Below are 23932 nucleotides of genomic sequence, written 5' to 3'. Positions count from 1 at the left end.
CGCAACGGTATCCTCCCGCGGTGATCACCGTGGCCGTCTGCAGCGCGAAGGGCGGTGTGGGCAAGACGTCGGTGGTCCTGGGACTGGCGTCGGCCGCCCTGCACCGCTCCGTCAGCACCCTCGTCGTCGACCTCGACCCGCAGGCCGACGCGACCTCCGGGCTGGACGTGACGGCCCAGCGCTCGCACGACGTGGCGGCGGTGCTGCGCACCCCCAAGCGGCGCGTGGCGGAGTCGGCGGTGGCGCCCAGCGGGTGGGTGGACGACCACCCCGGCCTGCTCGACGTGGTCAGCGGCTCGGCCGCCTCCGCGCGGCTGGACGCGCCCGACCACGAGCAGGCCGACCTCGACGGGCTGCGCCGGGCGCTGCGCAAGCTCGACGACCACGAGCTGGCGCTGCTGGACTGCCCCCCGTCGCTGGGCGGGCTGACCCGGTCGGCCTGGCGCGCCAGCGACGCCGTGCTCGTGGTCTCCGACGCCAGCCGGTTCTCGGTGGCCGCCGTGGGCCGCACGCTGGACGAGGTCGAGGCGCTGCGCTCCGGCCCGCGGGTGGCCGGGGTGCTGGTCAACCGCTACGCGCCGCGCTCGGGCGAGCAGCGCTTCCGGCTGGAGGAGCTGCGCTCGCTGTTCGGCGAGCTGGTCCTGGAGCCCCTGCCGGACCGGGTGGCCATCCCCCAGTCCCAGGGCGCGGGCAAACCCCTGCACTCCCTGCGGGCCGTGGCCGCGCGCCGGGTCGCCGCGCAGTTCGACACCGTCCTGGACGCCCTGCTGACCCCGCGACCCGCACGGTCTCGTCGCGGCGGGTGATCGGAGGGATGCTGTGCGGAACCTGAGGAGCGCCTCAGGCGTCGAAGTGCGTGGAGGGACGCCACCGCCTACCGTGCCCTGACGGTGCGGGACGGCCCTCCGCGCGCACCGGCCAGCACCACCCCGCGGGTCCGAGGAGGTTCCGTGACGCCCAACGCCCCCACCGACCGACCCCGCCTCGTGCGCGCCGCCCGGACCAGCCCCGCGCCCGGTCCCGCTGCCACCGCGCACGGGCCCGCGCTGCCCGCGCCGCAGCGCTCCGGCTCCGCGGCGCTGCTGCGCAGCGGCGAGGAGGACACCGAGGTCACGCGCGTCCTGCAGCTCGTGGACGTGCTGCGCGCCCGCTGGACGCGCGCCGGGGCGGACATCGCCAGTCGCCTGCTGCCCGGTGTCGACGAGGCCGCGCTCGACGCGGTCGAGCACCAGATGGGCCTGCTCGTGCCGCGCGCCGCCCGCACCTGGTGGCGCTCGGTCGGCGGCGTCGAGCCCGTGCGCACCCGCTACCGCGCCAGCCGCCCCACCGTCGGACCCGGCGGCTGGGTGCCGCTGGGGCTGGAGGAGGCGGTGCGCCGCGCCACCGGGCAGGGTCCCGGGCCCGGCGCGCCGCCCGGCCTGCTGCCGCTGTTCGCGCGCGACGAGGAGCTGCTGGCCGTGCGGCTGGGCTCCTCCAGCGCCGTCGTGGAGCAGCTCGTCCTGGACGAGGCCGGGGACGCCTACCAGCACGGGTGGCGGGCACCCCTGGAGGTCCTGCTGTCGACGTGGGCGGACGCGCTGCTGGCGGCGGTGCTGTGGCTGCCCGACAGCCACGACTGGGTCGTGGATCCCTTCGCCCGCCAAGCCCTGCCCCACGCGCACCTGCTCGACTGAGAGCGCGCACGCGAACGCGCCCCGGCCGCAGTCGGCCGGGGCGCGTTCGCGTGCGCTGCCGCGGGTCCCTCAGCCGGCCTCGCGGGCACGGCGCCGGGCGCTCAGCTCGTCGGCCAGCACCACCGCCGGCACGGCCACCTCGGTGCGCTCGGCGAGGCGCTCGCTGGGCAGGGACGCCAGCTCCCCCTCGACCTCGCGCCACACCCGGCCCACGGCGATGCCGAACACGCCCTGCCCGCCCTGCACGAGATCGATCACCTCGTCGGCGGAGGTGCACTCGTACACGCTGGCGCCGTCGCTCATCAGGGTGATCTGCGCCAGGTCGTCCACGCCCCGCTCGCGCAGGTGCGTCACCGCCGTGCGGATCTGGTGCAGCGAGACGCCGGTGTCCAGCAACCGCTTGACCACCTTCAGCACGAGGATGTCGCGGAACCCGTACAGCCGCTGCGACCCGGACCCCGTGGCGCTGCGCACGCTCGGCTCCACCAGCCCTGTACGGGCCCAGTAGTCCAGCTGCCGGTACGTGATCCCCGCCGCCTTGCACGCCGTCAGGCCGCGGTACCCGACCTCCTCGTCCAGGTCCGGCAGGTCCTCGGTGAACAGGAGACCCTGCGCGGGCACCGGCTTCCTGCCGTGCGACGACCCCGCGTCCGCCTCGCCTCTGCTCACGCCGGCCTCCTCATCATCGCCCCGGCCCGATCGTCGATGCCGTGCCGACCGGGAGCGTCCTGTCAACTGACCGTAGAGTCGCACCCGCGGAGCGTCAACGAGGCGCGCGGCGCGCCGCTCACCGCTCCGGTCCGGAACCGGACTCGAAGTCCTCCGGGGTGATGTGGTCGAGGAACTCGCGGAACTTCTCGACCTCGTCCTCGTCCTCGTCGGGCACCGGCACGCCACCGGAGTCCAGGACCTCCTCGGCCCCCACGATCGGGCAGCCCACCCGCAGCGCCAGCGCGATCGCGTCCGACGTGCGCGAGCTGACCGTCGCGCCGCCGTCGAACGCCAGCTCCGCGAAGTAGACGTTGTCGCGCACCTCCACGATGCGCACCTCCTCCAGCCGCCGGCCCAGGGCTTCGACGACGTCCTTGAGGAGGTCGTGGGTCAGGGGCCGGGGCGGCACCACGCCCTGCTGCGCGAAGGCGATGGCGCTCGCCTCGGGCGCCCCGATCCAGATCGGGAGGTAGCGGTCCCCGTCCCGCTCGCGCAGCAGCACGATGGGGTTGTTGGAGGGCATCTCGACCCGGACGCCGATGACATCGAGCGCTCGCACGTCCTCACCGTACTCCCCCGACGGCCACCGCGGCGGGTGGCACCCCGCACCGCGCGCCGAAGCGGCAGCGGATCAGCTCGTGGCGCGCGCCAGGGCGCCGGCCACCAGCGCGGTGTGCAGGCGCAGGCACGCGGCGGCGATCTCGCGCGCGACCTCCTCGGCGCGCACGGCGGAGTCCCCCGCGCGCTGGCGCCGCAGCGGGGCGGCGACCTGCTCGGCCAGCGCCACCTCGCGGTCGGCGGCCGTGCGGAACACGCGCAGGTGGCGCGCCTCGATGCCGTGCGCGGCCAGCGCGGCGGCCGCGCGCAGCACCTCCAGCGCCTCGCCGTCGTACCAGGGGCCGCCCGGCACCGGGGCGAGCACGCCGAACCCCTCGAGGGCGTCCAGCAGCTCGGCGTCGACCCCGCTCTCGCGCACCAGCTCGGTGCGCGTCAGCCGCAGCTGCGCCGCGCTGCCGTCGAAGCGCTGGGCGGCGGGCGAACCCGGCGCGTCGGGCACGCGCGGGGCGGCCCCGGGGTGCTCGGGCGCCTGCAGGCCGCGGTCCATCGCCTGCAGGTTCTCGCGGATGACGCGCAGCGGCAGGTAGTGGTCGCGCTGGGCGGTCAGCACGTACCGCAGGCGGTCCACGTCCGAGGAGGAGAACTTGCGGTAGCCGGCGGCGGTGCGCCGCGGCTCCACCAGGCCCTGCTCCTCCAGGAAGCGGATCTTGGAGATGGTCACGTCGGGGTAGTCCGGCGCCAGCAGGGCCATCACCTCACCGATGGTCATGCGCGGCGCGTCCGGGTCGAAGGCCGCCCGCGAGGCCGCTGCGCTCACGCGGTCCGCCCGCCCCCACCCGCCGCGGCCGGCGACGACTGCGGGCTCGGGTGGTAGACCATCCGGTACTTGCCGATCTGCACCTCGTCCCCCGCGCGCAGCAGGACGTCGTCGATGCGCTCGCGGTTGACGTACGTGCCGTTCAGGCTGCCGACGTCGCGCACCCGGAACCCCGGACCCGCCGCCGGGTCCGGTGCGCGCAGGAACTCCGCGTGCCGGCGGGAGACGGTGACGTCGTCGAGGAAGATGTCGCTGTCCTGGTGCCGGCCGGCCGAGGTGGACTCCGCGTCCAGCAGGAAGCGCGCGCCCGCGTTCGGCCCGCGACGCACCACCAGCAGCGCGGAACCGTGCGGCAGGGCCTCCACGGCCGCCAGGTCGTCACCGCCGAGACCGCCCTCCACGGCCTCGTGGACCTCCGGGGCGGCCAGACCCGCGAAGGACATCGTCGAGTCGGCGGGACGCTCGTCCGCTCCCGGCCCAGGGGTCGCCCCCTCCTCCGGGGACGTGCCCGACGGAGACATCGCACCACCTCTCGCAACACCGCGGACGGCACACCGCCGCGGTCCTCCGCGGCGGGTCCGGCCCGCTCCTGACGCTGATCGCCAGCCTAGCCGGGGCGTGGAACCGGCTCCACACTCCCCGTGCACACCGCTCACCCGGACGGGCGAGCGGCCCCCTCGCGCACGACCTCAGCCGGCGTGGGAGCGGTACGCCTCCGCGTCCAGCAGCCCGTCCAGCTGGGCGGGGTCGGAGACGGTGACGGTGAACATCCAGCCCTCGCCGTACGGGTCGGAGTTCACCAGGTCCGGGCGCGTCTCCAGGCCCGGGTTCTGCGCGGCGACGACCCCGCTGACGGGGGCCGTGATCTCGCTGACGCTCTTGGTGGACTCCACCTCGCCGCAGGCCGTCCCCGCCGTGACGGTCTCGCCCTCGGCGGGCAGGGAGACGTACACCACGTCGCCCAGGGCGCCCTGGGCGTGGTCGGTGATGCCCACGCGCACCGTGCCGTCCTCCTCGGCGCGCACCCACTCGTGCTCGGCGGTGTAGCGCAGGTCCTCGGGCACGCTGGAGGCCATGGGGCGTCTCGCTCCTCGTCGTGGGGCCCGCGGCGCGCTCGCCGCGGGCCGGTCGAAAGCTGCCGGTCACTCGCTGCCGGCGGTGGCCCCCGGCGACGCCGGGCGAGCGTACTGAGGGGGCGAGACGGCGTGCAAGGCGCTCACCCGGACCTCCTGGGAGGTCTCGACCGACAGCTCGGCACCCAGCTGCCGCAACGACTCCCGCACCCCGCCGGGGATGTCCAGGGCGGTGGCGAGGGTCTGCGGGTCGCCGACGACGCGCACCTCGTACGGCGGGGTCAGCAGCTCGCCGTCGACGACCACGCCCGTCGTCCCGGCGCCGGCGGGCGCCTCCTCGAAGGCGGTGCTGGCCACCACGCGCACGTCGCCGACCTGGATCGCCTCGGCGCCGGCGTCGCGCAGCTCCTGCACGAGGCTGACGAACGCGGCCGCGCCCACCTCCCCGGCGGGGTCGGCGATCGTCGCCGTGATGCCCGGGCCGGCCGCCGGGACGGTGCCCGCCAGCAGACCGAGCTCCAGCGCGCGCTGCTCGGCGGCGCGCGCCGCGGCCTCGGCCGAGTCGCTGCCCGCGGTCAGCTCCGACCGGGTGCGCTCCAGCTCGCGCACCTCCTCCGCCAGCCGGTCGCCCCGCTCACCCGTGTCGTCGAGGATGCGCACCAGGTCGCTCTCGCGCAGGTCCGCCAGGCCGGCCAGGTCGGTCTGGCGCACCTGCACCACGACGCCGAAGCCGAGGGCCGCGCACAGCAGGCCTGCCAGCAGCTGCGCACGGGTGGCGCGCGGGCGCGCGGCGCGCCGCAGGCGCCGCCACGGCGAGTCCGCGGGCCGCGCACCGGGCGGGCGGGGGCCGGGGGCGCCGCTCACGCCGGGGACCTCACGCCTTGAACAGGTGGCGGCGGATCGCGGCCGCGTTGGAGAAGATGCGCACCCCCAGCACGACCACGACCCCCGTGGACAGCTGCGAGCCCACGCCCAGCTGGTCCCCCAGGTAGACGATGAGGGCGGCCACCACCGCGTTGGACAGGAAGGAGACGACGAAGACGCGCTCGTCGAAGATGCCGTCGAGCACGGCGCGGACACCGCCGAAGACGGCGTCCAGGGCGGCGACCACGGCGATCGGCAGGTACGGCTGCAGGAACACCGGGACCTCCGGGTGCAGCAGCACCCCGGCGACGATGCCCACCAGCAGCCCCGCGGCCGCGATCACGGCGCTCCCCCTCCCGCGTCCGCACCGGCCGTCGCGCCGGTCCCCGGCACCGTACCCGCCGCCCCGCTCGCGCCCGCACCGCCGGGCGGCTCGGCGACGCGCAGCTGCAGGCGCGCGGCCGCCGGCAGGGTCAGGGAGTCCTCGCCGGAGCGGGCCCGCACCTGCACGCCGATGCCGTAGTTGTCCTCCAGCACCTGCAGGTAGCGCCCGGCGACCGAGGACGCCAGCCGGGTCTGCAACCGCACCGGGTCGCCGATCGCGGTGACCCGGTACGGCGGGGTGAGGGGCCGGTAGTCGACCAGGACCGCCTCGCCCGCGGCGCGGATCGACGACAGCGAGGACAGGCGCAGCCCGTTGACGGCCACGGCCTCCGCGCCGGCCAGCCAGAGCCCGTTGACGAGCAGCTGCAGGTCGCGGTCCACGACGCGCCCCGAGGAGGCGGGCGCGGCGGCGGTGGGGTCCGGCTCGGCGTCGCGCAGGACGACCTCCACGCCCGGTCCCGTCACCGGCACCGCGCCGGCGGCCACCGCGAGCGCGTCGGCCGCGGCGCCGGCGGCCGCGGCGGGCGCCCCGCCGAGGCGGGTGGCGAGCTCGGCGTTGGACGCGCGCAACCGCGCCGCCCGCGCGGCGAGGTCGTCGGCGCGCTCGGTGGCGGCCCGGACGCGCTCGAGCAGGCCGTCGCGCCCGCGGTCGGCCTCGGGGGCGCCGGCTGCCGCGCGCACGCCGGCGACCGCCAGCAGGGCGCCCACGGCCAGGGCCGCCAGCGCGGTGAGCGCGCGCGGCCGGCCGGGACGGGTCTGCCCCGCGGCCCGGCGGCGTTCCGCGGCGGCGGCGTACCCCGGGTCCAGGGGCCGCTGCATGACCTCGGTCAGCAGGCTCATGCTGGCGTCGGGGCGCACCGGTCCCGACGCACCCGACGCACCCGGCGGGGCGGGCGGGTGGGTCACCCGCCGCCCGCCCGCTCCGCGCGCACCAGCCCGGCCACCTGCTGCAGGTAGAGCACGCCCGCCCACCAGTACAGGCCGGTGCCCCACAGCGCGAACGCCCAGCCGAGGGGGCCCGCCACGTCCGACAGCGCGGGGCTGACCTCCCCCAGCAGCAGCAGGGGGAAGGCGTACAGCAGGCAGAAGGTGCCCGCCTTGCCGAGGAAGTGCACCTGCAGCGGGCCGTGACCCACGCTCGCCAGCACCGGCAGGGTGCAGGCCATGACCACGTCGCGGGCGACGAGGACGGCCACCAGCCACCACGGCACCAGCTCGCGCCAGGCCAGCCCGAGCAGCGTGGTGAAGATGTACAGGCGGTCGGCGAAGGGGTCGAGGACCTGCCCGAGCCGGGTGACCTGGTCCCACCGCCGGGCGAGGTGACCGTCGAGGTAGTCGCTGGCACCGCTGACGGCCAGCACCAGCAGGGCCCAGCCGTCGTGGCCGCGGGCGATGAGGACGGCGAAGACGGGCACGAGCAGCAGGCGCAGGAGGCTGAGCAGGTTGGGCAGCGTCCAGACGCGGTCGCTGACCTCATGCCGACCCGCCGTGGCCACCGCACACCCCCTGTGGTTGTCTTCGACTCCGCCGCGCCGCGCCGGCACCCCGATGGGCACCTGTCGGTCCGCTCTGGCAGCCTACGGCCCTGCCGGCCCGGGATCGCCGAGCCGGCGGCGGGACGCTCGAGGGACGGGCGCACACATCGGACGAGAGGGTCGACCCCATGCGCGTGCTCGGCGTCAACGCCGTCTTCCACGACCCCGCCGCGGCCCTCGTGGTCGACGGCGAAGTGGTCTTCGCCGCGGAGGAGGAGCGCTTCAGCCGCCGCAAGCACGGCAAGCGGCCCGTGCCGTACTCCACGTGGGAGCTGCCCGAGCTGGCCATCGGGCACGCCCTGGCGGCCGCCGGCCTGCGACCGCAGGACCTCGACCTCGTCGGCTACTCCTACGACCCCTCGCTGGTGCTGCCCAGCTCCGAGCTGGACCTGGGCGACCCCGACGACGCCATCCGCACCCGCTACGCCGAGCGCGCCGCCGAGGCGCTGGCCACCGCCCTGCCCGGGCTGGACCCGGCGAAGGTGCGGCACGTGCCGCACCACGTCGCGCACGCCGCCTCGGCGGCGCTGGCCTCCCCCGAGGCCGCGCGCGAGGGCGGCTGCAGCGTGCTCACCGTGGACGGGCGCGGCGAGGCGATCTCCTCCCTGGCCGGGCGCTACCGCGGCGGGTCCCTGGAGGTGCTGGCCAGCCAGCGGCTGCCGCACTCCCTGGGCCTGCTGTACGAGTCCCTGACCGCGCACCTGGGCTTCCTGCACTCCTCGGACGAGTACAAGGTCATGGCGCTGGCCTCCTACGGCAAGCCGCGCTTCGCCGACGAGCTGGCCGAGTTCGTGCACGCCACCGGCGACGGCGGTTTCGTCGCGCAGGCCCCGGACTGGTCGCGCTGGGCCCCGCGGCTGCTCGACGGCGAGCAGTGGGACCCGCGCCGCGACACCGACCACGCCGACCTGGCCGCCAGCGTGCAGGAGGTGCTCGAGCGCACCCTCGTGGACGTCGCCACCTGGCTGCACGGGCAGACGGGCGACAAGGTGCTGGCGATGGCCGGCGGCACGGCCCTGAACTGCGTGGCGAACTCCCGCATCTGGCGCGAGTCGCCGTTCGAGGAGGTGTTCGTGCAGCCCGCCGCGGGCGACTCCGGCACCGCGCTGGGGGCCGCGCTGCAGCTGGCCGCGGACGCCGGCGACACGATCGTCCCGATGCACGACGCCGCCCTGGGCCGCTCCTGGAGCGACGAGGAGCTGGCGCAGTGGCTGCGCACCGCGCGCCTGCCCTTCACCACGCCGGACGACCTGGCCGGTGAGGTCGCCGACGTGCTGGCCGCCGACGGGGTCGTCGCCTGGTTCGACGGCCGGGCGGAGTTCGGCCCGCGCGCGCTGGGGCACCGCTCCCTCATGGCGCACCCGGGGAGGAAGGAGAACCTCGAGCGCCTCAACGACGTCAAGGGCCGCGAGCAGTTCCGCCCGGTGGCGCCGATGGTGCTCTCGGAGCGGGCGCGGGAGATCTTCTCCGACGGGCCGTTCCCGAGCCCGTACATGCTCTTCGTCCACGACGTCGCGCCCGAGTGGCGCGAGCGCATCCCCGCCGTCACGCACGTCGACGGCACCGCGCGGATCCAGACGATCGACGACGAGCGCACCCCGAAGGTGGCGGCCCTGCTGCGCGCGTTCGAGGAGCGCACCGGCCTGCCCGTCGTGGTGAACACGAGCCTGAACACCGCCGGCCGCCCGATGGTCGACGACCCGCGCGACGCGCTGGAGCTGTTCGGCTCCGCACCGGTGGACCTGCTGGTGCTCGGGCCGCACCTGGTGCGGCGCAGCACGTTCGCCACCGGCGCCGGCGCGTGACGCCCGCCGCACCGGCGTTCTCCGTCGTCGTCCCCACGGTCGGCCGGCCGAGCCTGGACGTCCTGCTGGGCACCCTGGCCGGCCAGCGCGGGCCGCGGCCCGAACTCGTCGTGGTGGTCGACGACCGCCGCGGCCGCGACCGCGCGGACGACCCGTGCGAGGCGGCCTGCGCGCGCGCCCGCGGGCGCGGCCTGCCGGTGCGCCTGGTGCGCTCCGGTGGGCGCGGTCCGGCCGCCGCCCGCAACGCCGGGTGGCGCCGCACGGCGACGGAGTGGGTCGCGTTCGTCGACGACGACGTGGAGCTGCCCGAGGACTGGTCGCAGCTGCTGGTGGCCGACCTGGCCGCGGCGCCGGGACGGGTGGCCGGGGTGCAGGGGCGGATCACCGTGCCGCTGCCGGCCCACCGGCGCCCCACCGACTGGGAGCGCGGTACCGCCGGCCTGGCGGACGCGGCGTGGATCACCGCGGACATGGCCTACCGGCGCAGCGCGCTCCAGGAGGTGGCGGGTTTCGACGAGCGGTTCCCGCGCGCCTTCCGCGAGGACGCCGACCTGGCCCTGCGGGTGCTCGCCGCCGGGTGGGAGCTGGTGCGCGGCGAGCACGGCGCGGTGCACCCGGTGCGCCCGTCGGACGACCTGGCGAGCCTGCGCCAGCAGCGCGGCAACGCCGACGACGCGACGATGACGGCGCTGCACGGACGCGGCTGGCGCGAGCGGGCGCGCTCGGCGGTGGGCCGCCTGCCCGGGCACGTGGCGACCACCGCGGCCGCGGCGACCGCGCTGGCCGGAGCGCTGGGCGGTCGCCGCCGGGTGGCCGCGGGCGCGACCCTGGTGTGGGCGGGGCTGACCGCGGAGTTCGCGTGGCGGCGCATCGCTCCCGGCCCCCGCGACGCCGCCGAGGTGCGCCGGATGCTCGTCACGAGCGCGGCGATCCCGCCGGCGGCGGTGTGGCACCGGGTGCGCGCGGAGCTGCGCTGGCGGCGCCGGCCCCCGGCCCCGTGGCCGCCGCCGGTGCGCGCGGTCCTCTTCGACCGCGACGGCACCCTCGTGCACGACGTGCCCTACAACGGCGACCCGGAGCTCGTGGAACCCGTCGACGGCGCCGCGGAGGCGCTGGCGCGGGTGCGCGCGGCGGGGCTGCGCACCGGGCTGGTGACCAACCAGTCCGGCGTGGCCCGCGGGCTGCTCACCCGCGAGCAGGTCGACGCCGTCAACGCCCGCGTCGCGCGGCTGCTCGGTCCCTTCGACACGGTGCAGGTGTGCACCGACGGGCCGGACGAGCCGTCCTCGCACCGCAAGCCGGAACCCGGCATGGTCGTCGACGCCGCCCGGCGGCTGGGCGTGCTGCCGGCGGAGTGCCTGCTGATCGGGGACATCGGCGCCGACGTGGAGGCGGCGCTGTCCGCGGGGGCGCGCGCGGTCCTGGTGCCCACCCTCGTCACGCGGCCCGAGGAGGTCGCCGCCGCACCGGTGGTGGCCGCCACGCTCACCGAGGCGGTGGAGGTGGCGCTGGCCGCGGCGGGCGGCACCGGGAGCGCCTCGTGAGGATCCTCGCCGCGCGCCTGGACAACGACGGCGACGTGCTGCTGACCGGTCCCGCGGTGCGGGCGCTGGCCGCGGCCGGGACGGTGGACGTGCTGGCCTCGCCCGCCGGTGCTGGTGCCGCGCGGCTGCTGCCCGGCGTGGCCGACGTGCTGGTGTTCGACCCGCCGTGGAGCGGGTTCTCCCCCGCGCCCGTGGACCCGCGCGCCGCGGAGGACCTCGTGGCCCGGGTGCGCGAGCGCGGCTACGACGAGGCCGTGGTGTTCACCTCCTTCCACCAGAGCCCGCTGCCGCTGGCGCTGCTGCTGCGGCTGGCCGGGGTGCGGCGGATCAGCGCCACGAGCGAGGACTACCCCGGCTCCCTGCTGGACGTGCGGCACCGGCGCGAGGGCACGCCGCGCGCCGACGTCGGCGAGGCGGTGGCCGCGCTGGACCTGGTCGCCGCGGCGGGGTTCGCGCTGCCGGACGGCGACGACGGCCGGCTGCGCGTGCTGACGACCGCCGCGCCGCCGGACGGGCTGCCGGCCTCGTACGTCGTGGTGCACCCGGGGGCGTCGGTGCCGGCGCGCGCGCCGCTGCCGGAGCAGGCCGCGGACCTCGTGGAGGCCCTCGTGCACGCCGGTCGCGACGTCGTCGTCACCGGTGGGCCCGGCGAGCGGGAGCTCACCGCCGCGGTCGCCGGTGGCCGCGCGGTGGACCTGGGCGGTCGCACCGACCTGCCGGGGCTGGCCGCGGTGCTGGCCGGCGCGCAGGTCGTGGTGGTGGGCAACACCGGGCCGGCGCACCTGGCGGCGGCCGTCGGCACCCCGGTGGTCTCGCTGTTCGCGCCGGTGGTGCCCGCGGCGCGCTGGGCGCCGCACGGGGTGCCGCACGTGCTGCTGGGCGACCAGGGCGCACCGTGCCGCGGCACGCGGGCGCGCGAGTGCCCGGTGCCCGGGCACCCGTGCCTGGCCGGAGTGAGCGCGCGCGAGGTCGTGGCGGCCGTGGACGGGCTGGCGCCGCCGGTGCCCGGGGCGGTCGTGGAGGAAGCGGTGCGGGAGAACGCTCCCGCGGGGAGGACGTCGTGAGGGTCCTGGTCTGGCACGTGCACGGGTCGTGGATGACCGCGTTCGTCTCCGGTGCGCACGAGTACCTGCTGCCGCTGGTGGACGACCGCGGCCCGGACGGTCGCGGCCGCGCCCGCACCTGGGACTGGCCGGCGAGCGCCGTCGAGGTGCCGGTGGCGGACCTGCGCGCGGCCGAGTTCGACGTCGTGGTCCTCCAGCGCCCCGAGGAGCTGGAACTGGTGGAGCGCTGGACGGGCCGGCGGCCCGGGCGGGACGTGCCGGCGGTGTACGTCGAGCACGACGCCCCGCGGGCGGGCGCCGCGGACAGCCGGCACCCGCTGGCCGACCAGCGCGCGGTGCCGATCGCGCACGTGACGAGCTTCAACCGCCTGTACTGGGACTGCGGCGAGGCGCGCACCGCGGTGGTCGAGCACGGCGTGATCGACCCCGGCCACCGGTACACGGGCGCAGCGGCGTCGCTGGCCGCGAGCGTGAACGAGCCGGTGCGGCGCTGGCGCACGGCGGGCACGGACGTGCTGCTGCGCGTGGCCGAGGAGGTGCCGGTGGCGCTGCACGGCATGGGCGTGCGCGCGCTGGCCGAGCAGGTGGCGGGCACGGCGGCCGGGGCGGGCCTGACGGTGCACGAGGACCTGCCGCAGGCGAGCCTGCACGAGGCGCTGGGCGCGCACCGCGCGTACCTGCACCCGTACCGCTGGACCAGCCTGGGCCTGTCGATGATCGAGGCCATGATGATCGGGATGCCGGTGCTGGCGCTGCCCGCCACGGCGGCGCCGGAGGCGGTGCCGCCGGCCGCCGGGGTGCTCTCCAGCGACCCGGAGGTGCTCGTCGCCACCGCCCGCCGCTGGCTGGCCGACCCGGACGAGGCCCGCGAGCGCGGTGAGGCGGCGCGCCGCCACGCGCTGACGGCGTTCGGGGTGGAACGCTTCCTGGCGGACTGGGACCGACTGCTCGAGGAGGTGGTGGCATGACGGCCCCCGCAGGGACCGGCGCCGCGCGCACGCCGCGGCGGATCGCGATGGTGTCCGAGCACGCGAGCCCCCTGGCGGTGCTCGGCGGCGTGGACGCCGGCGGGCAGAACGTGCACGTGGCGGCGCTCGCGTCGGCGCTGGCCGACCGCGGGCACGAGGTCGTGGTCTACACGCGCCGCGACGCGGCGGACCTGCCGGCGCGCACGACGCTGCGGCCGGGCGTGGAGGTCGTGCACGTCGAGGCCGGGCCGGCCGAGCAGGTGCCCAAGGACGACCTGGTGCCGTTCATGCCGGCGTTCGCCGACGTGCTGCGGGCGGAGTTCGCGCAGCGACGGCCCGACGTGGTGCACGCCCACTTCTGGATGTCGGGCACGGCGGCGCTGTCGGCGGCGCGCGAGCACGGCGTGCCGGTGGTGCAGACCTTCCACGCCCTGGGCAGCGTGAAGCGCCGCTACCAGGGCAGCGCGGACACCAGCCCGCCGGAGCGGCTGGACGCCGAGCGGCGGCTGGCCCGCGACGTGGACCTGGTCATCGCCACCTGCCGGGACGAGGTCGCGGAGCTGCGCGCGGCGGGGGCGTCGCCGCGGCGGGTGCAGGTCGTCCCGTGCGGGGTGGACACCGCGCGCTTCGCGGACCCGGGCGAGGTGCCGGCCGACGTGCTCGGCCCGCGCCGGCCGGGGTGCCGGACGCGGCTGCTGAGCGTGGGGCGGCTGGTGCCGCGCAAGGGCGTGGAGGCCGCGGTGCGCGCCCTGGAGCTGCTGCCGGACGCCGAGCTCGTCGTCGCCGGCGGCCCGGCGGCGCACGACCTGGACGGCGACCACGAGGCGGTGCGCCTGCAGAAGGTCGCCGTGGAGCTGGGCCTCGCGGACCGGGTGCGCCTGGTGGGGCGGGTCTGCCCCGCGGACCTGCCGGCCCTGCTGTCCTCGGCGGACGCGCTGCTGGCCACGCCCTGGTACGAGCCGTTCGGCATCGCGGTGCTGGAGGCGATGGCGGCGGGGGTGCCGGTGGTGGCCTCCGCGGTCGGCGGGATGCTCGACACCGTCCGCGACGGCGTCACCGGCCGGCTGGTGCCGGTGGACGACGGCGGGCGGGTGGACCCGGTGCAGCTGGCGGCGGCGGTGCGCTCGGTGGTGGAGGACCCGGCGGTGGCGGCCCGGCTGGGCGCGGCGGGCCGGGAGGTCGCGGTGGAGCGCTACGACTGGGCGCGGGTGGCGGCTGCCACGGAGTCGGCGTACGAGCTCCTCCTCGAGGGCGCCGGTGCCGCGGGGACCCGCGAGTACGTGCGCGAGCACGTCGCCGAGCTGCACGGGGTGCTGGCCGCGCTGCAGCGGCAGGCGGACCGGCTGGACCGGTGGGGCCGTGAGCTGGTGCGGGTCGTCGACGGCGGCGGCCGGTTGCTGGTGGCGGGCAACGGGGGCAGCGCCGCCGAGGCGCAGCACCTGACCGCGGAGCTGGTGGGGCGCTTCCTCGGCGAGCGGCGGCCGCTGTCGGCGATCGCGCTGCACGCGGAGACCTCGACCGTGACGGCCATCGCCAACGACTACGGCGTCGAGGAGGTCTTCGCCCGGCAGGTCGAGGGGCACGGGCGCCCGGGCGACGTGCTGCTGCTGCTGTCGGCGAGCGGGCGCAGCCCGAACCTGCTGCGTGCGGCCGAGCGCGCCCGCGAGGGCGGGCTGCGGGTGTGGGCGATGACGACGTCGGCGCCGAACCCGCTGGTGGACCTGGCCGACGACGCCGTGGTGATGCCCGGGCCGTCGACCTCGGCGGTGCAGGAGGGGCACCTGATGGCGGTGCACACGCTGTGCGTGGCGGTGGAGGCGCACCTGCCGGTGGCCCGGGCGGCGCGTTCGCTGGACCTGGCGGCCGTGGCGGCGCGGGAGGAGAGCGCGTGAGCGAGCGAGGGGGCGCCCGCGCCCTGCGGCGGGTGGTGGTCGTCGGCGACGTGCTGCTGGACCGCGAGGTCCTCGGCGGGGTGCACCGGATCGCCCCGGACGCGCCGGCGCCCGTGGTGGACGTGACGGAGGTGCGCGAGTCCCCGGGCGGCGCGGGGCTGACGGCGCTGCTGGCCGCGCTGGACCCCTCGGTGGAGGTGGTGCTGGTGGCACCGCTCGCCGAGGACGAGGCCGGGGCGCGGCTGCGCGGGCTGCTGCGCGGGGTGGACGTGGTGGCGCTGCCCCACGCGGGCGGCACGCGGCGCAAGTCGCGGGTGCGCGCCGACGGGCAGGTGCTGGTGCGCCTGGACGACGGCGGCCCGGGCACCCCCGAGCTGGACGGGGACGCCGTGGAGCGGGCGCGCGCCGCGCTGGCGTCGGCGGACGTGGTCCTGGTGTCCGACTACGGCGCCGGCACCACCCGCGAGCCGCGGCTGCGCGAGGTGCTCGGCGAGGCGGCGCGGCGGGTGCCGGTGGTGTGGGACCCGCACCCGCGCGGCGGTGCGCCGGTGCCGGGGTGCGCGGTGGTGACGCCGAACCTGGCCGAGGCCCGCGGTTCGCTGGCCGCGCACCGCCCGGACCCCGCACCGCTGGGACCGGACGAGCTCGCCGCCGAGCTGCGCACCCTGTGGGACGCGGTGGCGGTGTGCGTGACGGCGGGCTCGCGCGGGGCGTACTGCGCGGTGGCGGGCAGCGAGGCGCTGCACCTGCCGGCCGCCCCCGCCACGGGCGACCCGTGCGGGGCCGGTGACCGGTTCGCGGCGAGCACGGCCGTGGAGGTGGCGCGCACGGGGGCGCTGTCCCCGGCGCTGGCGCGGGCGGTGCGCGACGCCTCGGCGTGGGTGGCCGCGGGCGGCACGAACGGGTTCTTCGCGCCGGCAGCGGCGCCCGTGCAGGAGCGCCCGGCGGGGGCGAGCCCGGCGGAGGTGGCGGCGCGGGTGCGCGCCGCCGGCGGCACGCTGGTGGCCACCGGCGGCTGCTTCGACGTCCTGCACGCCGGGCACGTGGGCTGCCTGGAGGCGGCGCGCGGGCTGGGCGACGCGCTGGTGGTGCTCATCAACTCCGACGACTCCGTGCGCCGGCTGAAGGGCCCGGGGCGTCCCGTGGTGGGTCAGGAGGACCGCGAGCGGGTGCTGCGCGCGCTCGCGAGCGTGGACGCGGTGGGCGTGTTCACCGAGGACGACCCCCGCGCTGCGCTGGCGGAGCTGCGGCCGGACGTGTGGGCCAAGGGCGGCGACTACGGCGGCGCGGAGCTGCCGGAGGCGGAGCTGGTGCGCAGCTGGGGCGGGCGCGTGGTGCTGCTGCCGTACCTGGACGGTCGCTCGACGACGTCGATCCTGGCCGCCGGGGCCGGGCGCGCGTGAGCGCACCGGGAGCGCCGTCACCGCGCGAGCTGACCGGTGACGACCTGCTGGTGCTGCGCGCTCTCGGGCTGGGCGACCTGCTGGCGGGCGTGCCGGCGCTGCGCGGGCTGCGGCGGGCGTTCCCGGACCGGCGGCTGGTGCTGGCGGCACCGGCGGGCACCGGCGGTCTGCTGCTGCGTCGCGGGGTCGTCGACGAGGTGCTGGTGACGGCCGGTCTGGGACCGCTGGACGCGAAGGGTTCCGGCCACCTGGCGGTGGACCTGCACGGCAACGGGCCGGCCAGCCGCGATCCGCTGGCCGCGACGGGCCCGGCGGACCTGCTGGGTTTCGGCACGGACGGGTACGAGGGCCCGGTGTGGGTGCGCGACGAGCACGAGGTGGCGCGCTGGTGCCGCCTGGTGTCGGCGTGGGGCGCGCAGTGCGGCCCGGAGGACCTGCGGCTGCGCCCGCGCGCCGCGGTGCCCGCCGCCGGGCCGGTGGTGGTGCACCCCGGTGCGGCGTTCGCGTCCCGGCGCTGGCCGGTGGACCGGTGGGCCGCGGTGGTCGCGGAGCTGACCGGCGCGGGCCACCAGGTGCACGTGACGGGCACCGCCGACGAGGCGGGGCTGGGAGCGGCGCTGGCCGCGGCCGGTGCCGTGGACCGCTGCGGCGCGCTGGACCTGGAGGGTCTGACGGACCTGGTCGGCTCGGCGCGCCTGGTGCTGTCCGGCGACACCGGCACCGCGCACGTGGCCACCGCCCTGGGCGTGCCGTCGGTGCTGCTGTTCGGCCCCACCCCGCCGCACTGGTGGGGGCCGGCGATCGACCCGGACCGGCACGCGGTGCTGTGGCACGGCGACCCGGCGGCGACCGACTACGTCGGCGACCCGCACGGCGCCGACGTCGACCCCACGCTGGCGCGGATCACCGTCGGTGAGGTCCTCGCGGCGGCCGCCCCGTTCCTGGCGGCCTGACGCCCGCGGGGGCACGCGCCGCGGGGCACGCGCTGTGAGGCGTCAGGTGCCGCAGAAGGTGCGGTAGGCGCCGAAGTCCGGCGGTGCCGGGGCGGCGTAGCGCTCCAGGCCGGGGCGCTCGTCGAAGGGGGCGCGCACGACGTCCAGCAGCTGCTCGAACGGGGCGAGGTCGCCGTCGGTCGCCGCGGTGAGCGCTTCCTCGACGAGGTGGTTGCGGGGGGTGTAGAGCGGGTTGACGCGGTCCATCGCGTCCGGGTCCGGCTCCAGGGCCCGCCAGCGGCCCACCCAGTCGTCGAGCGCGTCGACGTCGAGGACGTGGCGGTGCAGGGGCCCGGTGTCGCCGCGAGCGGCGTCGGCGAGCGCCCGGAAGGAGGACGTGAGGTCGGCGCGCGAGGCCTGCAGGACGTCGAGGAGCTCCTCGGCGAGCGCCGCGGCGAGCGCGGGGTCGGTGTCCGCGGGCAGGCCGAGCTTGGCCCGTGCACCGGCCGACCAGGCGGCCTGGTAGCGGTCGCGGAACCCGCCGAGCGAGGCCACGGCGAGCTCGACGGCCCGTTCCTCGTCGTCGTGGATCAGGGGCAGCAGCGCTTCGGCGAGGCGGGCGAGGTTCCACTGCGCCGCGGCCGGCTGGTTGCCGTAGGCGTAGCGCCCGCCGTGGTCGATGGAGCTGTAGACGGTGGCCGGGTCGTAGGCGTCGAGGAACGCGCAGGGGCCGTAGTCGATGGTCTCGCCGGAGATCGTCGTGTTGTCGGTGTTCATGACGCCGTGGACGAACCCCACGAGCATCCACCGCGCCACCAGGGACGCCTGGGCGGCGACGACCGCTTCGAAGAGCGCGAGGGCGCGGTTCTCGGCCGCGGCCGCACCGGGGTGGTGCCGGCTGATCGCGTGGTCGGTCAGGCGCCGCAGCAGGTCGGGGTCCCCGGTGGCGCGGGCGTACTGGAAGCTGCCGACGCGCAGGTGGCTGCTCGCCACCCTGGCGAGCACGGCACCGGGCAGGAGCTCCTCGCGGCGCACGGTGCGCCCGGTGGCCACCACGGCCAGGGAGCGGGTCGTGGGGATGCCCAGGGCGTGCACGGCCCGGCTGACGAGGTGCTCGCGCAGCATCGGCCCGAGGGCGGCCAGGCCGTCGCCGCCGCGGGCGAACGGGGTGCGCCCGGAGCCCTTCAGGTGCAGGTCGCGGACGTGGCCGTGCGCGTCGGTGAGCTCGCCGAGCAGGAGGGCGCGCCCGTCGCCGAGGCGCGGGGAGAAGCCGCCGAACTGGTGCCCGGCGTACGCCTGCGCCACGGGGGTGGCACCGGCGGGGACGGCGGTGCCGGTGAGCAGCTGCAGCCCGTCGGGGCTGCGCAGCCAGCCGGCGTCCAGGCCGAGCTCGGCGGCCAGGTCCTCGTCCAGGACGACCAGCCGGGCGTCGGGGGCCTGCTCACCGCGCCAGGGCACGGCCATCTCGGGCAGTTCGGCGGCGAAGCGGCCACCGAGGACGGCGACGGGGCGGGCGGGTGCGACGCTCACCCCGTCGACCCTACGCCCGTCGCCGCTCAGGCGCCGGTGGTGCGGAACCACTCCACGGTGCGGCGCAGCCCCTCGGCCCAGTCGACCTGCGGCTTCCAGCCGAGCACGGTCTGCGCGAGGGTGGTGTCCGGCCGGCGCACCTGCGGGTCGTCCTGGGGGCGCGGGACGAACTCGATCCGCGAGGTGGAACCGGCGGCGCGGACGACGTCCTCGGCGATCTCCTTGACGGTGAGCTCCTCGGGGTTGCCCACGTTCATCGGGCCGGGGTGGCCGCTGGCGGCCAGGGCGAGGATGCCGGTGACGAGGTCGTCGACGTAGCAGATGGAACGGGTCTGCATGCCGTCGCCGGCGACGGTGACGGGTTCACCGGCGAGCGCCTGGCGGATGAACGTGGGGATGGCGCGGCCGTCGGCGGCGCGCATGCGCGGCCCGTACGTGTTGAAGATCCGCACGATCGCCGTGTCGACGCCGTGGGTGGTGCGGTAGGCGGTCGTGAGCGCCTCCGCGTACCGCTTGGACTCGTCGTACACGCCGCGCGGGCCGACGGGGTTCACGTGTCCCCAGTACGTCTCCGGCTGGGGGTGCACCTGCGGGTCGCCGTACGTCTCGGAGGTGGAGGCCAGCAGGAACCGGGCGCCCTTGTCCTTGGCGAGGCCGAGGGCGTGCCAGGTGCCGGTGGCGCCGACCTTGAGCGTCTCCAGCGGCAGCTTGAGGTAGTCCACGGGCGAGGCGGGGGACGCGAAGTGCAGCACGAGGTCCACGTCGCCGGGCACGTGCACGTACTCGGTGATGTCGCAGCGGCGCAGGGTGAAGCCGGGGCGCTGGGTGAGGTGCTCGACGTTGACCGGGCCGCCGGTGAGGAAGTTGTCCAGGCAGACGACCTCGACCCCGGCGTCCAGCAGCGCCTCGCACAGGTGGCTGCCGAGGAAACCGGCACCGCCGGTGACGACGGCGCGGGAGAAGCGCCGCACGTCGAGGGTTCCCGAGGGGGCGGAGCGCGCGGGCGTCTCGTCCTCGGCTCGGGCGCGGTCCGGGGTCTGGGTCACGGGGGTGATGCAACCACTGCCCGCTCCGACACGCCCACCCACCCCGCCGCGCCGCCGCTGCGTGTCGCCACTACCGTCCGGCGGGTGAGTGCCGCTGCCCCGCCCGAGGACGTGACCGTCGTCGTCGCCACGCGCGACCGCGCCGAGGACCTGAGCCGCACCCTGCCGCGTCACGAGGGCCCGGTGGTCGTCGTGGACAATGGCTCCGGCGACGGCAGCGTGGACGTGGTGCGGGTGGAGGCGCGCCGGCGCGAGCAGCGCGCCCTGCCGCCGCTGCGGCTGCTGCAGCCGGGCCGGAACCTGGGGGCCACCGCCCGCAACCTGGGGGTGCGGGCAGCGCGCACGCCGCTGGTGGCGTTCGCCGACGACGACTCCTGGTGGGAGCCGGGGGCGCTGGCGCGCGCGTCGGAGGTGTTCGCCGCGCACCCGCGGCTGGCGCTGCTGGCGGGGCGGACGCTGGTGGGTCCCGAGGAGGAGCTGGACCCGATCTGCGCGGACATGGCCTCGGCGCCGTGGGGGCGCAGCCCGGACCTGCCGGGCCCGGACGTGCTGGGTTTCCTGGCGTGCGCGGCGGTCGTGCGCCGGGAGGCGTTCCTGGCGGTGGGGGGTTTCGACGACGTGGTGTTCTTCGCCGGTGAGGAGGAGCGCGTCACGTACGACCTGGTGGCCGCCGGGTGGGGGCTGGCCTACGTGGAGGACGTGGTGGCGCACCACCACCCGTCGGTGAGCCGCTCCCCCGCGCACGTGCGCCGCGAGCTGCTGGGCCGAAACGAGCTGCTGACGGCGTGGATGCGCCGGCCGCTGCCGGTGGCGGCGGCGACGACCGCGCGCTGGCTGGCCGAGGGGGGCGAGCACCGGCGCTCGGTGCTGGCGGCGGCGCCGCGGGTGCCGCGGGCGCTGCGGGCGCGGCGGCGGCCCGCGGCGGAGGTCGAGCGGCGGTTGCGGGTCCTCGCGGAGCGCGGGGCGTGAGCGCGGTGGCGCAGGACCTCGGCCCGGTGCCGCAGGGCCCGCCGGACGAGCGGGTGACGGTGGTGCTCATCACCTGGCAGCGCCGCGACGAGGCGGTGCTGGCGGTGGACCGGTTGCTGCGGCTGCCGGAGCGGCCGCGGGTGATCGTGCTGGACAACGGTTCCACGGACGGCACGGCGGACGCGCTGCGCCGGCGCAACCCGCGCGGCACGGCCGGTGGGGACCGCCTGGACGTGGTGGTGCTGCCGGAGAACCAGGGTGCGGTGGCCCGCAACACGGGTGTGGCGAGCGCGAGCACGCCGTACGTGGCGTTCTGCGACGACGACACGTGGTGGGAGCCGGGGTCGCTGGCGCGCGCGGCGGACGTGCTGGACGCGGACGCGCGCGTGGCGGTGCTGACGGCGCGGATCGTGGTGGAGCCGGGGGCCGTGGAGGACGGCATCGTCGCCGAGCTGCGCGACTCCCCCGTGCGCGGTGCGCCGGGGTTGCCGGGCCCGGCGCTGGGCAGCTTCCTGGCGGGGGCGTCGGTGGTGCGCCGCGACGCGTTCCTGCAGGTGGGGGGTTTCTCGAAGCGGCTGTGGCTGGGCGGCGAGGAGGAGCTGCTGGCGGCGGACCTGGCGGCGGCGGGCTGGGAGCTGTGCTACCTGGAGGAGCTGACGGTGCACCACCAGGCGTCGGTGCTGCGCGAGTCGCTGCTGCGCCGGCGGCACGGTGTGCGCAACACGCTGTGGTTCACGTGGTTGCGCCGGCCGGTGCCGGCGGCGCTGCGGCGCACGGGGTTCCTGCTGCGCACGGTGCCGCGGGACCGCACCAGCGCCCTCGGCGTGCTGGACGCGGTGCGGGGGGTGCCGTGGCTGGTGCGTGAGCGGCGGGTGCTGCCGCCGCACGCGGAGGCGCGGTTCGCCGCGCTGGAGGAGGCGCAGCGCACCTCCACCTCCCGGCACTACGGCTGAGCGTCCCGGTCCCCGCCGCGCCCGGGTGCGGCGGTGGTGGACCGGGGCACCAGGCGCGGCGGCAGCAGCAGGGTGCGGGGCGGCCGGGCCGGGTCGGCGAGGCGCTCCAGGAGCAGGTCCGCGGCGCGGCGGCCCACCTCGGCGCTGCGGTTGTCGACGCTGGTGAGCGAGATCCGCCGCAGGGCGGCGAGGGCGGTGTCGTCGTACCCGGCGACGGAGACGTCGTGCGGCACGCGCAGGCCCAGGTCGTCGGCGGCGGCGAGCACGCCGAGGGCGGAGACGTCGTTGGCGGCGAGCACGGCGGTGGGCCGGTGCGGGCGGCGCAGCAGGTGCAGCGCGGCGCGGTGGCCGCCGTCCTCGGTCATGTCGGCGTGCGCCACCTCGGCAGTCGCGCCCGCGGCGCGTGCGGCGTCCTCGAAGGCGCGGCGGCGCAGCCGGCCGACGGCGCCGGTGCCGGCGACGTGGGCGATCCGCCGGTGCCCGAGCGCGGCGAGGTGCTCGACGGCGAGCCGCACCCCGGCTTCGCCGTCGTCGGCGACGAGGTCCACGGGGGTGCGCACGGCGTCGCGGGTGCCGGCCAGGACGGTGGGCACGGCGGCGGCGACCTCCTCGACCGCGGCGAGGTCGTCGCGGGTGCCGACGACGACGAGGCCGTCCACCCGCAGGCGGGCGAGGTCGCGGGCCGCGTCGGGTTCGGCCCGGGTGTCGGCGAGCACGGGGCGCAGCCCGGCGGCGCGCAGGGCGGGGCGCAGGCCGTCGAGGAGGTCGACGAACCAGGGGTTGCGCAGGTCGTCGAGGACGACGCCGACGGTGCGGGTGCGCCGCTCGGCCAGGCTGCGGGCGGCGGGGTCGGGGCGGTAGCCGAGCTCGGCGACGGCGGCGAGCACGGCGCGGCGGCTGTCCTCGCCGACCCTGGGCGAGCCCTGGAGCACCAGGGAGACCAGCGACTTGGACACGCCCGCGCGCTCGGCGACGCTGCGGATCGTGGGGCGCGACGCCCCGTCGGCCGTGCCCGCCACCGGTCCCTCCCCGCATCCGTCCACCGCGCCGGCGGGCGCCTTGACACCCGTTCGCCCGGACCTCCAGGGTAGTCGCCGTTGGACCGGTCCAACACTTCGTCCCCGCCCCTGGAGGTTCCCCGTGCCCGACCTGCACCTCGGCCTGGCCGGCGTCGGCCGCATCGGCGCGATGCACGCCGCCAACATCGCCACCACCGCCGGGGTCGCCCGCCTGACGCTGGCCGACGTGGACGCCGGCCGCGCCGGGACGGTCGCCGCGAGCCTGACCGGCGGCACCGCCGAGGTCCGCGCCACCGACGGCGTGGAGTCGCTGCTGCGCAGCGGGATCGACGGACTGGTCATCGCCTCCGGCACCGCGGCGCACCCCGAGCTCATCCGCGCCGGGGTCGACGCGGGGATCCCGGTGCTGTGCGAGAAGCCCGTCGCCCCCGACGTGGCGAGCTCGCTGCCGGTGCTGGAGCACGTCGCGGCCCGCGGCGGGGTCGTCCGGATCGGCCACCAGCGCCGCCACGACGCCGGGTACCGCGAGGCCAAGCGCGCCTTCGACGCCGGGGAGCTGGGCTGGCTGCACGCCGTGCGGGCCGTCACGTGCGACGCCGCCCCGCCGCCGGTGGCGTTCATCGCCACCTCGGGCGGACTGTTCCGCGACTGCAGCGTCCACGACTTCGACGTGCTGCGCTGGATCACCGGCCGGGAGGTCGTGGAGGTCTGGGCGCGCGGCTCCAACAACGGCGACCCGGAGATCGGCCGGGTCGGGGACGTCGACTCCGCCCTGGCGGTGTGCACGCTGGACGACGGCACCCTCGCCGTCGTGACGGCCTCGCGGTACAACGGCGCCGGGCACGACGTGCGCCTGGAGCTGCAGGGATCGCGGGGCACCCTGCTGGTCGGCATGGACGACGCGATGGCGGTGCGCTCGGCCGAGGCGGGGGTGTCCTTCCCCGCCGGTCCCGCGCACACGACGTTCGCCGAGCGCTTCGCCGCCGCCTACCGCGCCGAGGTCGCCGCGTTCGTCGCCCTGGTGGAGGGGACCGGGGAGGACGACCTGTGCCGGCCGGAGGACGCGGTGGCGGCCTCGCGGGTGGCCGACGCCGCGCAGGACTCGCTCGTGAAGGGGGTGCCGGTGCAGGTGGAACCGCTCGCCTGAGCACGGGCGCGCGGACGGGCCCGCGGCACACTCACCCGTGCCGCG

24 protein-coding genes are annotated in these 23932 nt (G+C 77.5%); 12 read left to right on the top strand and 12 right to left on the bottom strand.

The features are described from left to right. Positions 1-20 precede the first annotated feature (20 nt). On the top strand, positions 21-806 hold the full coding sequence (locus V9U69_RS16340; protein WP_337062915.1) for a ParA family protein: 786 nt from the start codon (positions 21-23) through the stop codon (positions 804-806). A 144-nt stretch (positions 807-950) separates the two neighbouring features. Continuing rightward, positions 951-1673, top strand: a complete 723-nt coding sequence (locus V9U69_RS16335; protein WP_337062914.1) for a hypothetical protein — start codon at positions 951-953, stop codon at positions 1671-1673. A 69-nt stretch (positions 1674-1742) separates the two neighbouring features. Here the strand turns inward: V9U69_RS16335 and V9U69_RS16330 are convergent, their stop codons facing one another. The 9 genes from V9U69_RS16330 to V9U69_RS16290 form a co-directional block, all read right to left on the bottom strand. After that, a complete protein-coding gene (locus tag V9U69_RS16330; RefSeq protein ID WP_442907793.1) occupies positions 1743-2342 on the bottom strand; it encodes a MerR family transcriptional regulator in 600 nt (199 codons plus the stop codon). 118 nt (positions 2343-2460) lie between these two features. Then, the gene (locus V9U69_RS16325; protein ID WP_337062913.1) at positions 2461-2943 is read right to left on the bottom strand and encodes a bifunctional nuclease family protein; all 483 of its coding nucleotides are present in this window, start codon (positions 2941-2943) and stop codon (positions 2461-2463) included. 72 nt (positions 2944-3015) lie between these two features. Continuing rightward, positions 3016-3711 carry a transcriptional regulator FtsR gene (gene ftsR, locus V9U69_RS16320; protein ID WP_442907795.1) on the bottom strand — a complete coding sequence of 232 codons (696 nt, stop codon included), beginning with the start codon at positions 3709-3711 and terminating at the stop codon, positions 3016-3018. Between the two features lie 44 nt (positions 3712-3755). After that, positions 3756-4280, bottom strand: coding sequence for an FHA domain-containing protein (locus V9U69_RS16315; RefSeq protein WP_337062911.1), 525 nt, complete (start codon positions 4278-4280; stop codon positions 3756-3758). A gap of 168 nt (positions 4281-4448) precedes the next feature. Then, the gene (gene gcvH, locus V9U69_RS16310) at positions 4449-4835 is read right to left on the bottom strand and encodes a glycine cleavage system protein GcvH (protein WP_337062910.1); all 387 of its coding nucleotides are present in this window, start codon (positions 4833-4835) and stop codon (positions 4449-4451) included. Positions 4836-4901: 66 nt separating this feature from the next. Next, positions 4902-5696, bottom strand: coding sequence for a DUF881 domain-containing protein (locus V9U69_RS16305; RefSeq protein WP_337062909.1), 795 nt, complete (start codon positions 5694-5696; stop codon positions 4902-4904). Positions 5697-5706: 10 nt separating this feature from the next. After that, entirely contained in the window at positions 5707-6039 is a 333-nt protein-coding gene (locus V9U69_RS16300; RefSeq protein ID WP_337062908.1) for a small basic family protein, read from the bottom strand. Beyond that, complete coding sequence (locus V9U69_RS16295) at positions 6036-6920, bottom strand: DUF881 domain-containing protein (RefSeq protein WP_337062907.1); 885 nt, start codon at positions 6918-6920, stop codon at positions 6036-6038. The genes V9U69_RS16300 and V9U69_RS16295 overlap by 4 nt, the downstream gene beginning before the upstream one ends. Positions 6921-6982: 62 nt before the next feature. Then, positions 6983-7576: a CDP-alcohol phosphatidyltransferase family protein gene (locus V9U69_RS16290; RefSeq protein WP_337062906.1), complete on the bottom strand. Its 594-nt coding sequence runs from the start codon at positions 7574-7576 to the stop codon at positions 6983-6985. 167 nt (positions 7577-7743) lie between these two features. Between V9U69_RS16290 and V9U69_RS16285 the strand changes: the two genes are divergently transcribed. The 7 genes from V9U69_RS16285 to V9U69_RS16255 are packed head-to-tail and all read left to right on the top strand — an operon-like array spanning position 7744 to position 17244. Continuing rightward, positions 7744-9420, top strand: a complete 1677-nt coding sequence (locus V9U69_RS16285) for a carbamoyltransferase family protein (RefSeq protein WP_337062905.1) — start codon at positions 7744-7746, stop codon at positions 9418-9420. Next, complete coding sequence (locus V9U69_RS16280; protein ID WP_337062904.1) at positions 9417-10964, top strand: HAD-IIIA family hydrolase; 1548 nt, start codon at positions 9417-9419, stop codon at positions 10962-10964. Before V9U69_RS16285 ends, V9U69_RS16280 begins: the two co-directional genes overlap by 4 nt. After that, positions 10961-12028: a glycosyltransferase family 9 protein gene (locus V9U69_RS16275; RefSeq protein WP_337062903.1), complete on the top strand. Its 1068-nt coding sequence runs from the start codon at positions 10961-10963 to the stop codon at positions 12026-12028. Before V9U69_RS16280 ends, V9U69_RS16275 begins: the two co-directional genes overlap by 4 nt. Next, on the top strand, positions 12025-12996 hold the full coding sequence (locus tag V9U69_RS16270; protein ID WP_337062902.1) for a glycosyltransferase: 972 nt from the start codon (positions 12025-12027) through the stop codon (positions 12994-12996). The genes V9U69_RS16275 and V9U69_RS16270 overlap by 4 nt, the downstream gene beginning before the upstream one ends. Continuing rightward, the gene (locus tag V9U69_RS16265) at positions 12993-14888 is read left to right on the top strand and encodes a glycosyltransferase (protein WP_337062901.1); all 1896 of its coding nucleotides are present in this window, start codon (positions 12993-12995) and stop codon (positions 14886-14888) included. The genes V9U69_RS16270 and V9U69_RS16265 overlap by 4 nt, the downstream gene beginning before the upstream one ends. Continuing rightward, positions 14885-16291, top strand: coding sequence for a PfkB family carbohydrate kinase (locus tag V9U69_RS16260; RefSeq protein WP_337062900.1), 1407 nt, complete (start codon positions 14885-14887; stop codon positions 16289-16291). Before V9U69_RS16265 ends, V9U69_RS16260 begins: the two co-directional genes overlap by 4 nt. After that, on the top strand, positions 16288-17244 hold the full coding sequence (locus tag V9U69_RS16255; protein WP_337062899.1) for a glycosyltransferase family 9 protein: 957 nt from the start codon (positions 16288-16290) through the stop codon (positions 17242-17244). Before V9U69_RS16260 ends, V9U69_RS16255 begins: the two co-directional genes overlap by 4 nt. A 42-nt stretch (positions 17245-17286) precedes the next feature. Here V9U69_RS16255 and V9U69_RS16250 read toward each other — a convergent pair whose 3' ends face one another. Both V9U69_RS16250 and V9U69_RS16245 read right to left on the bottom strand, forming a co-directional pair. Continuing rightward, on the bottom strand, positions 17287-18753 hold the full coding sequence (locus V9U69_RS16250; RefSeq protein ID WP_337062898.1) for a protein adenylyltransferase SelO: 1467 nt from the start codon (positions 18751-18753) through the stop codon (positions 17287-17289). A gap of 26 nt (positions 18754-18779) precedes the next feature. Next, positions 18780-19724: a UDP-glucuronic acid decarboxylase family protein gene (locus V9U69_RS16245; RefSeq protein WP_442907794.1), complete on the bottom strand. Its 945-nt coding sequence runs from the start codon at positions 19722-19724 to the stop codon at positions 18780-18782. A 159-nt stretch (positions 19725-19883) separates the two neighbouring features. Here V9U69_RS16245 and V9U69_RS16240 point away from each other — a divergent pair, with 159 nt between their 5' ends. Next, on the top strand, positions 19884-20768 hold the full coding sequence (locus V9U69_RS16240; protein ID WP_337062896.1) for a glycosyltransferase family 2 protein: 885 nt from the start codon (positions 19884-19886) through the stop codon (positions 20766-20768). Beyond that, the gene (locus V9U69_RS16235) at positions 20765-21721 is read left to right on the top strand and encodes a glycosyltransferase family 2 protein (RefSeq protein ID WP_337062895.1); all 957 of its coding nucleotides are present in this window, start codon (positions 20765-20767) and stop codon (positions 21719-21721) included. The genes V9U69_RS16240 and V9U69_RS16235 overlap by 4 nt, the downstream gene beginning before the upstream one ends. On the opposite strand, the gene V9U69_RS16230 is transcribed toward V9U69_RS16235, so the two are convergent. Continuing rightward, positions 21712-22740 carry a LacI family DNA-binding transcriptional regulator gene (locus V9U69_RS16230; RefSeq protein WP_337062894.1) on the bottom strand — a complete coding sequence of 343 codons (1029 nt, stop codon included), beginning with the start codon at positions 22738-22740 and terminating at the stop codon, positions 21712-21714. The genes V9U69_RS16235 and V9U69_RS16230 overlap by 10 nt on opposite strands. Before the next feature lie 121 nt (positions 22741-22861). Between V9U69_RS16230 and V9U69_RS16225 the strand changes: the two genes are divergently transcribed. Beyond that, the gene (locus tag V9U69_RS16225) at positions 22862-23887 is read left to right on the top strand and encodes a Gfo/Idh/MocA family protein (protein WP_337062893.1); all 1026 of its coding nucleotides are present in this window, start codon (positions 22862-22864) and stop codon (positions 23885-23887) included. The last annotated feature ends 45 nt before the right edge of the window (positions 23888-23932 follow it).

It is taken from the genome of Kineococcus sp. G2 (assembly GCF_037154035.1).
GTDB lineage: Bacteria > Actinomycetota > Actinomycetes > Actinomycetales > Kineococcaceae > Kineococcus.
This window is presented reverse-complemented; position numbering and strand designations above follow the sequence as displayed.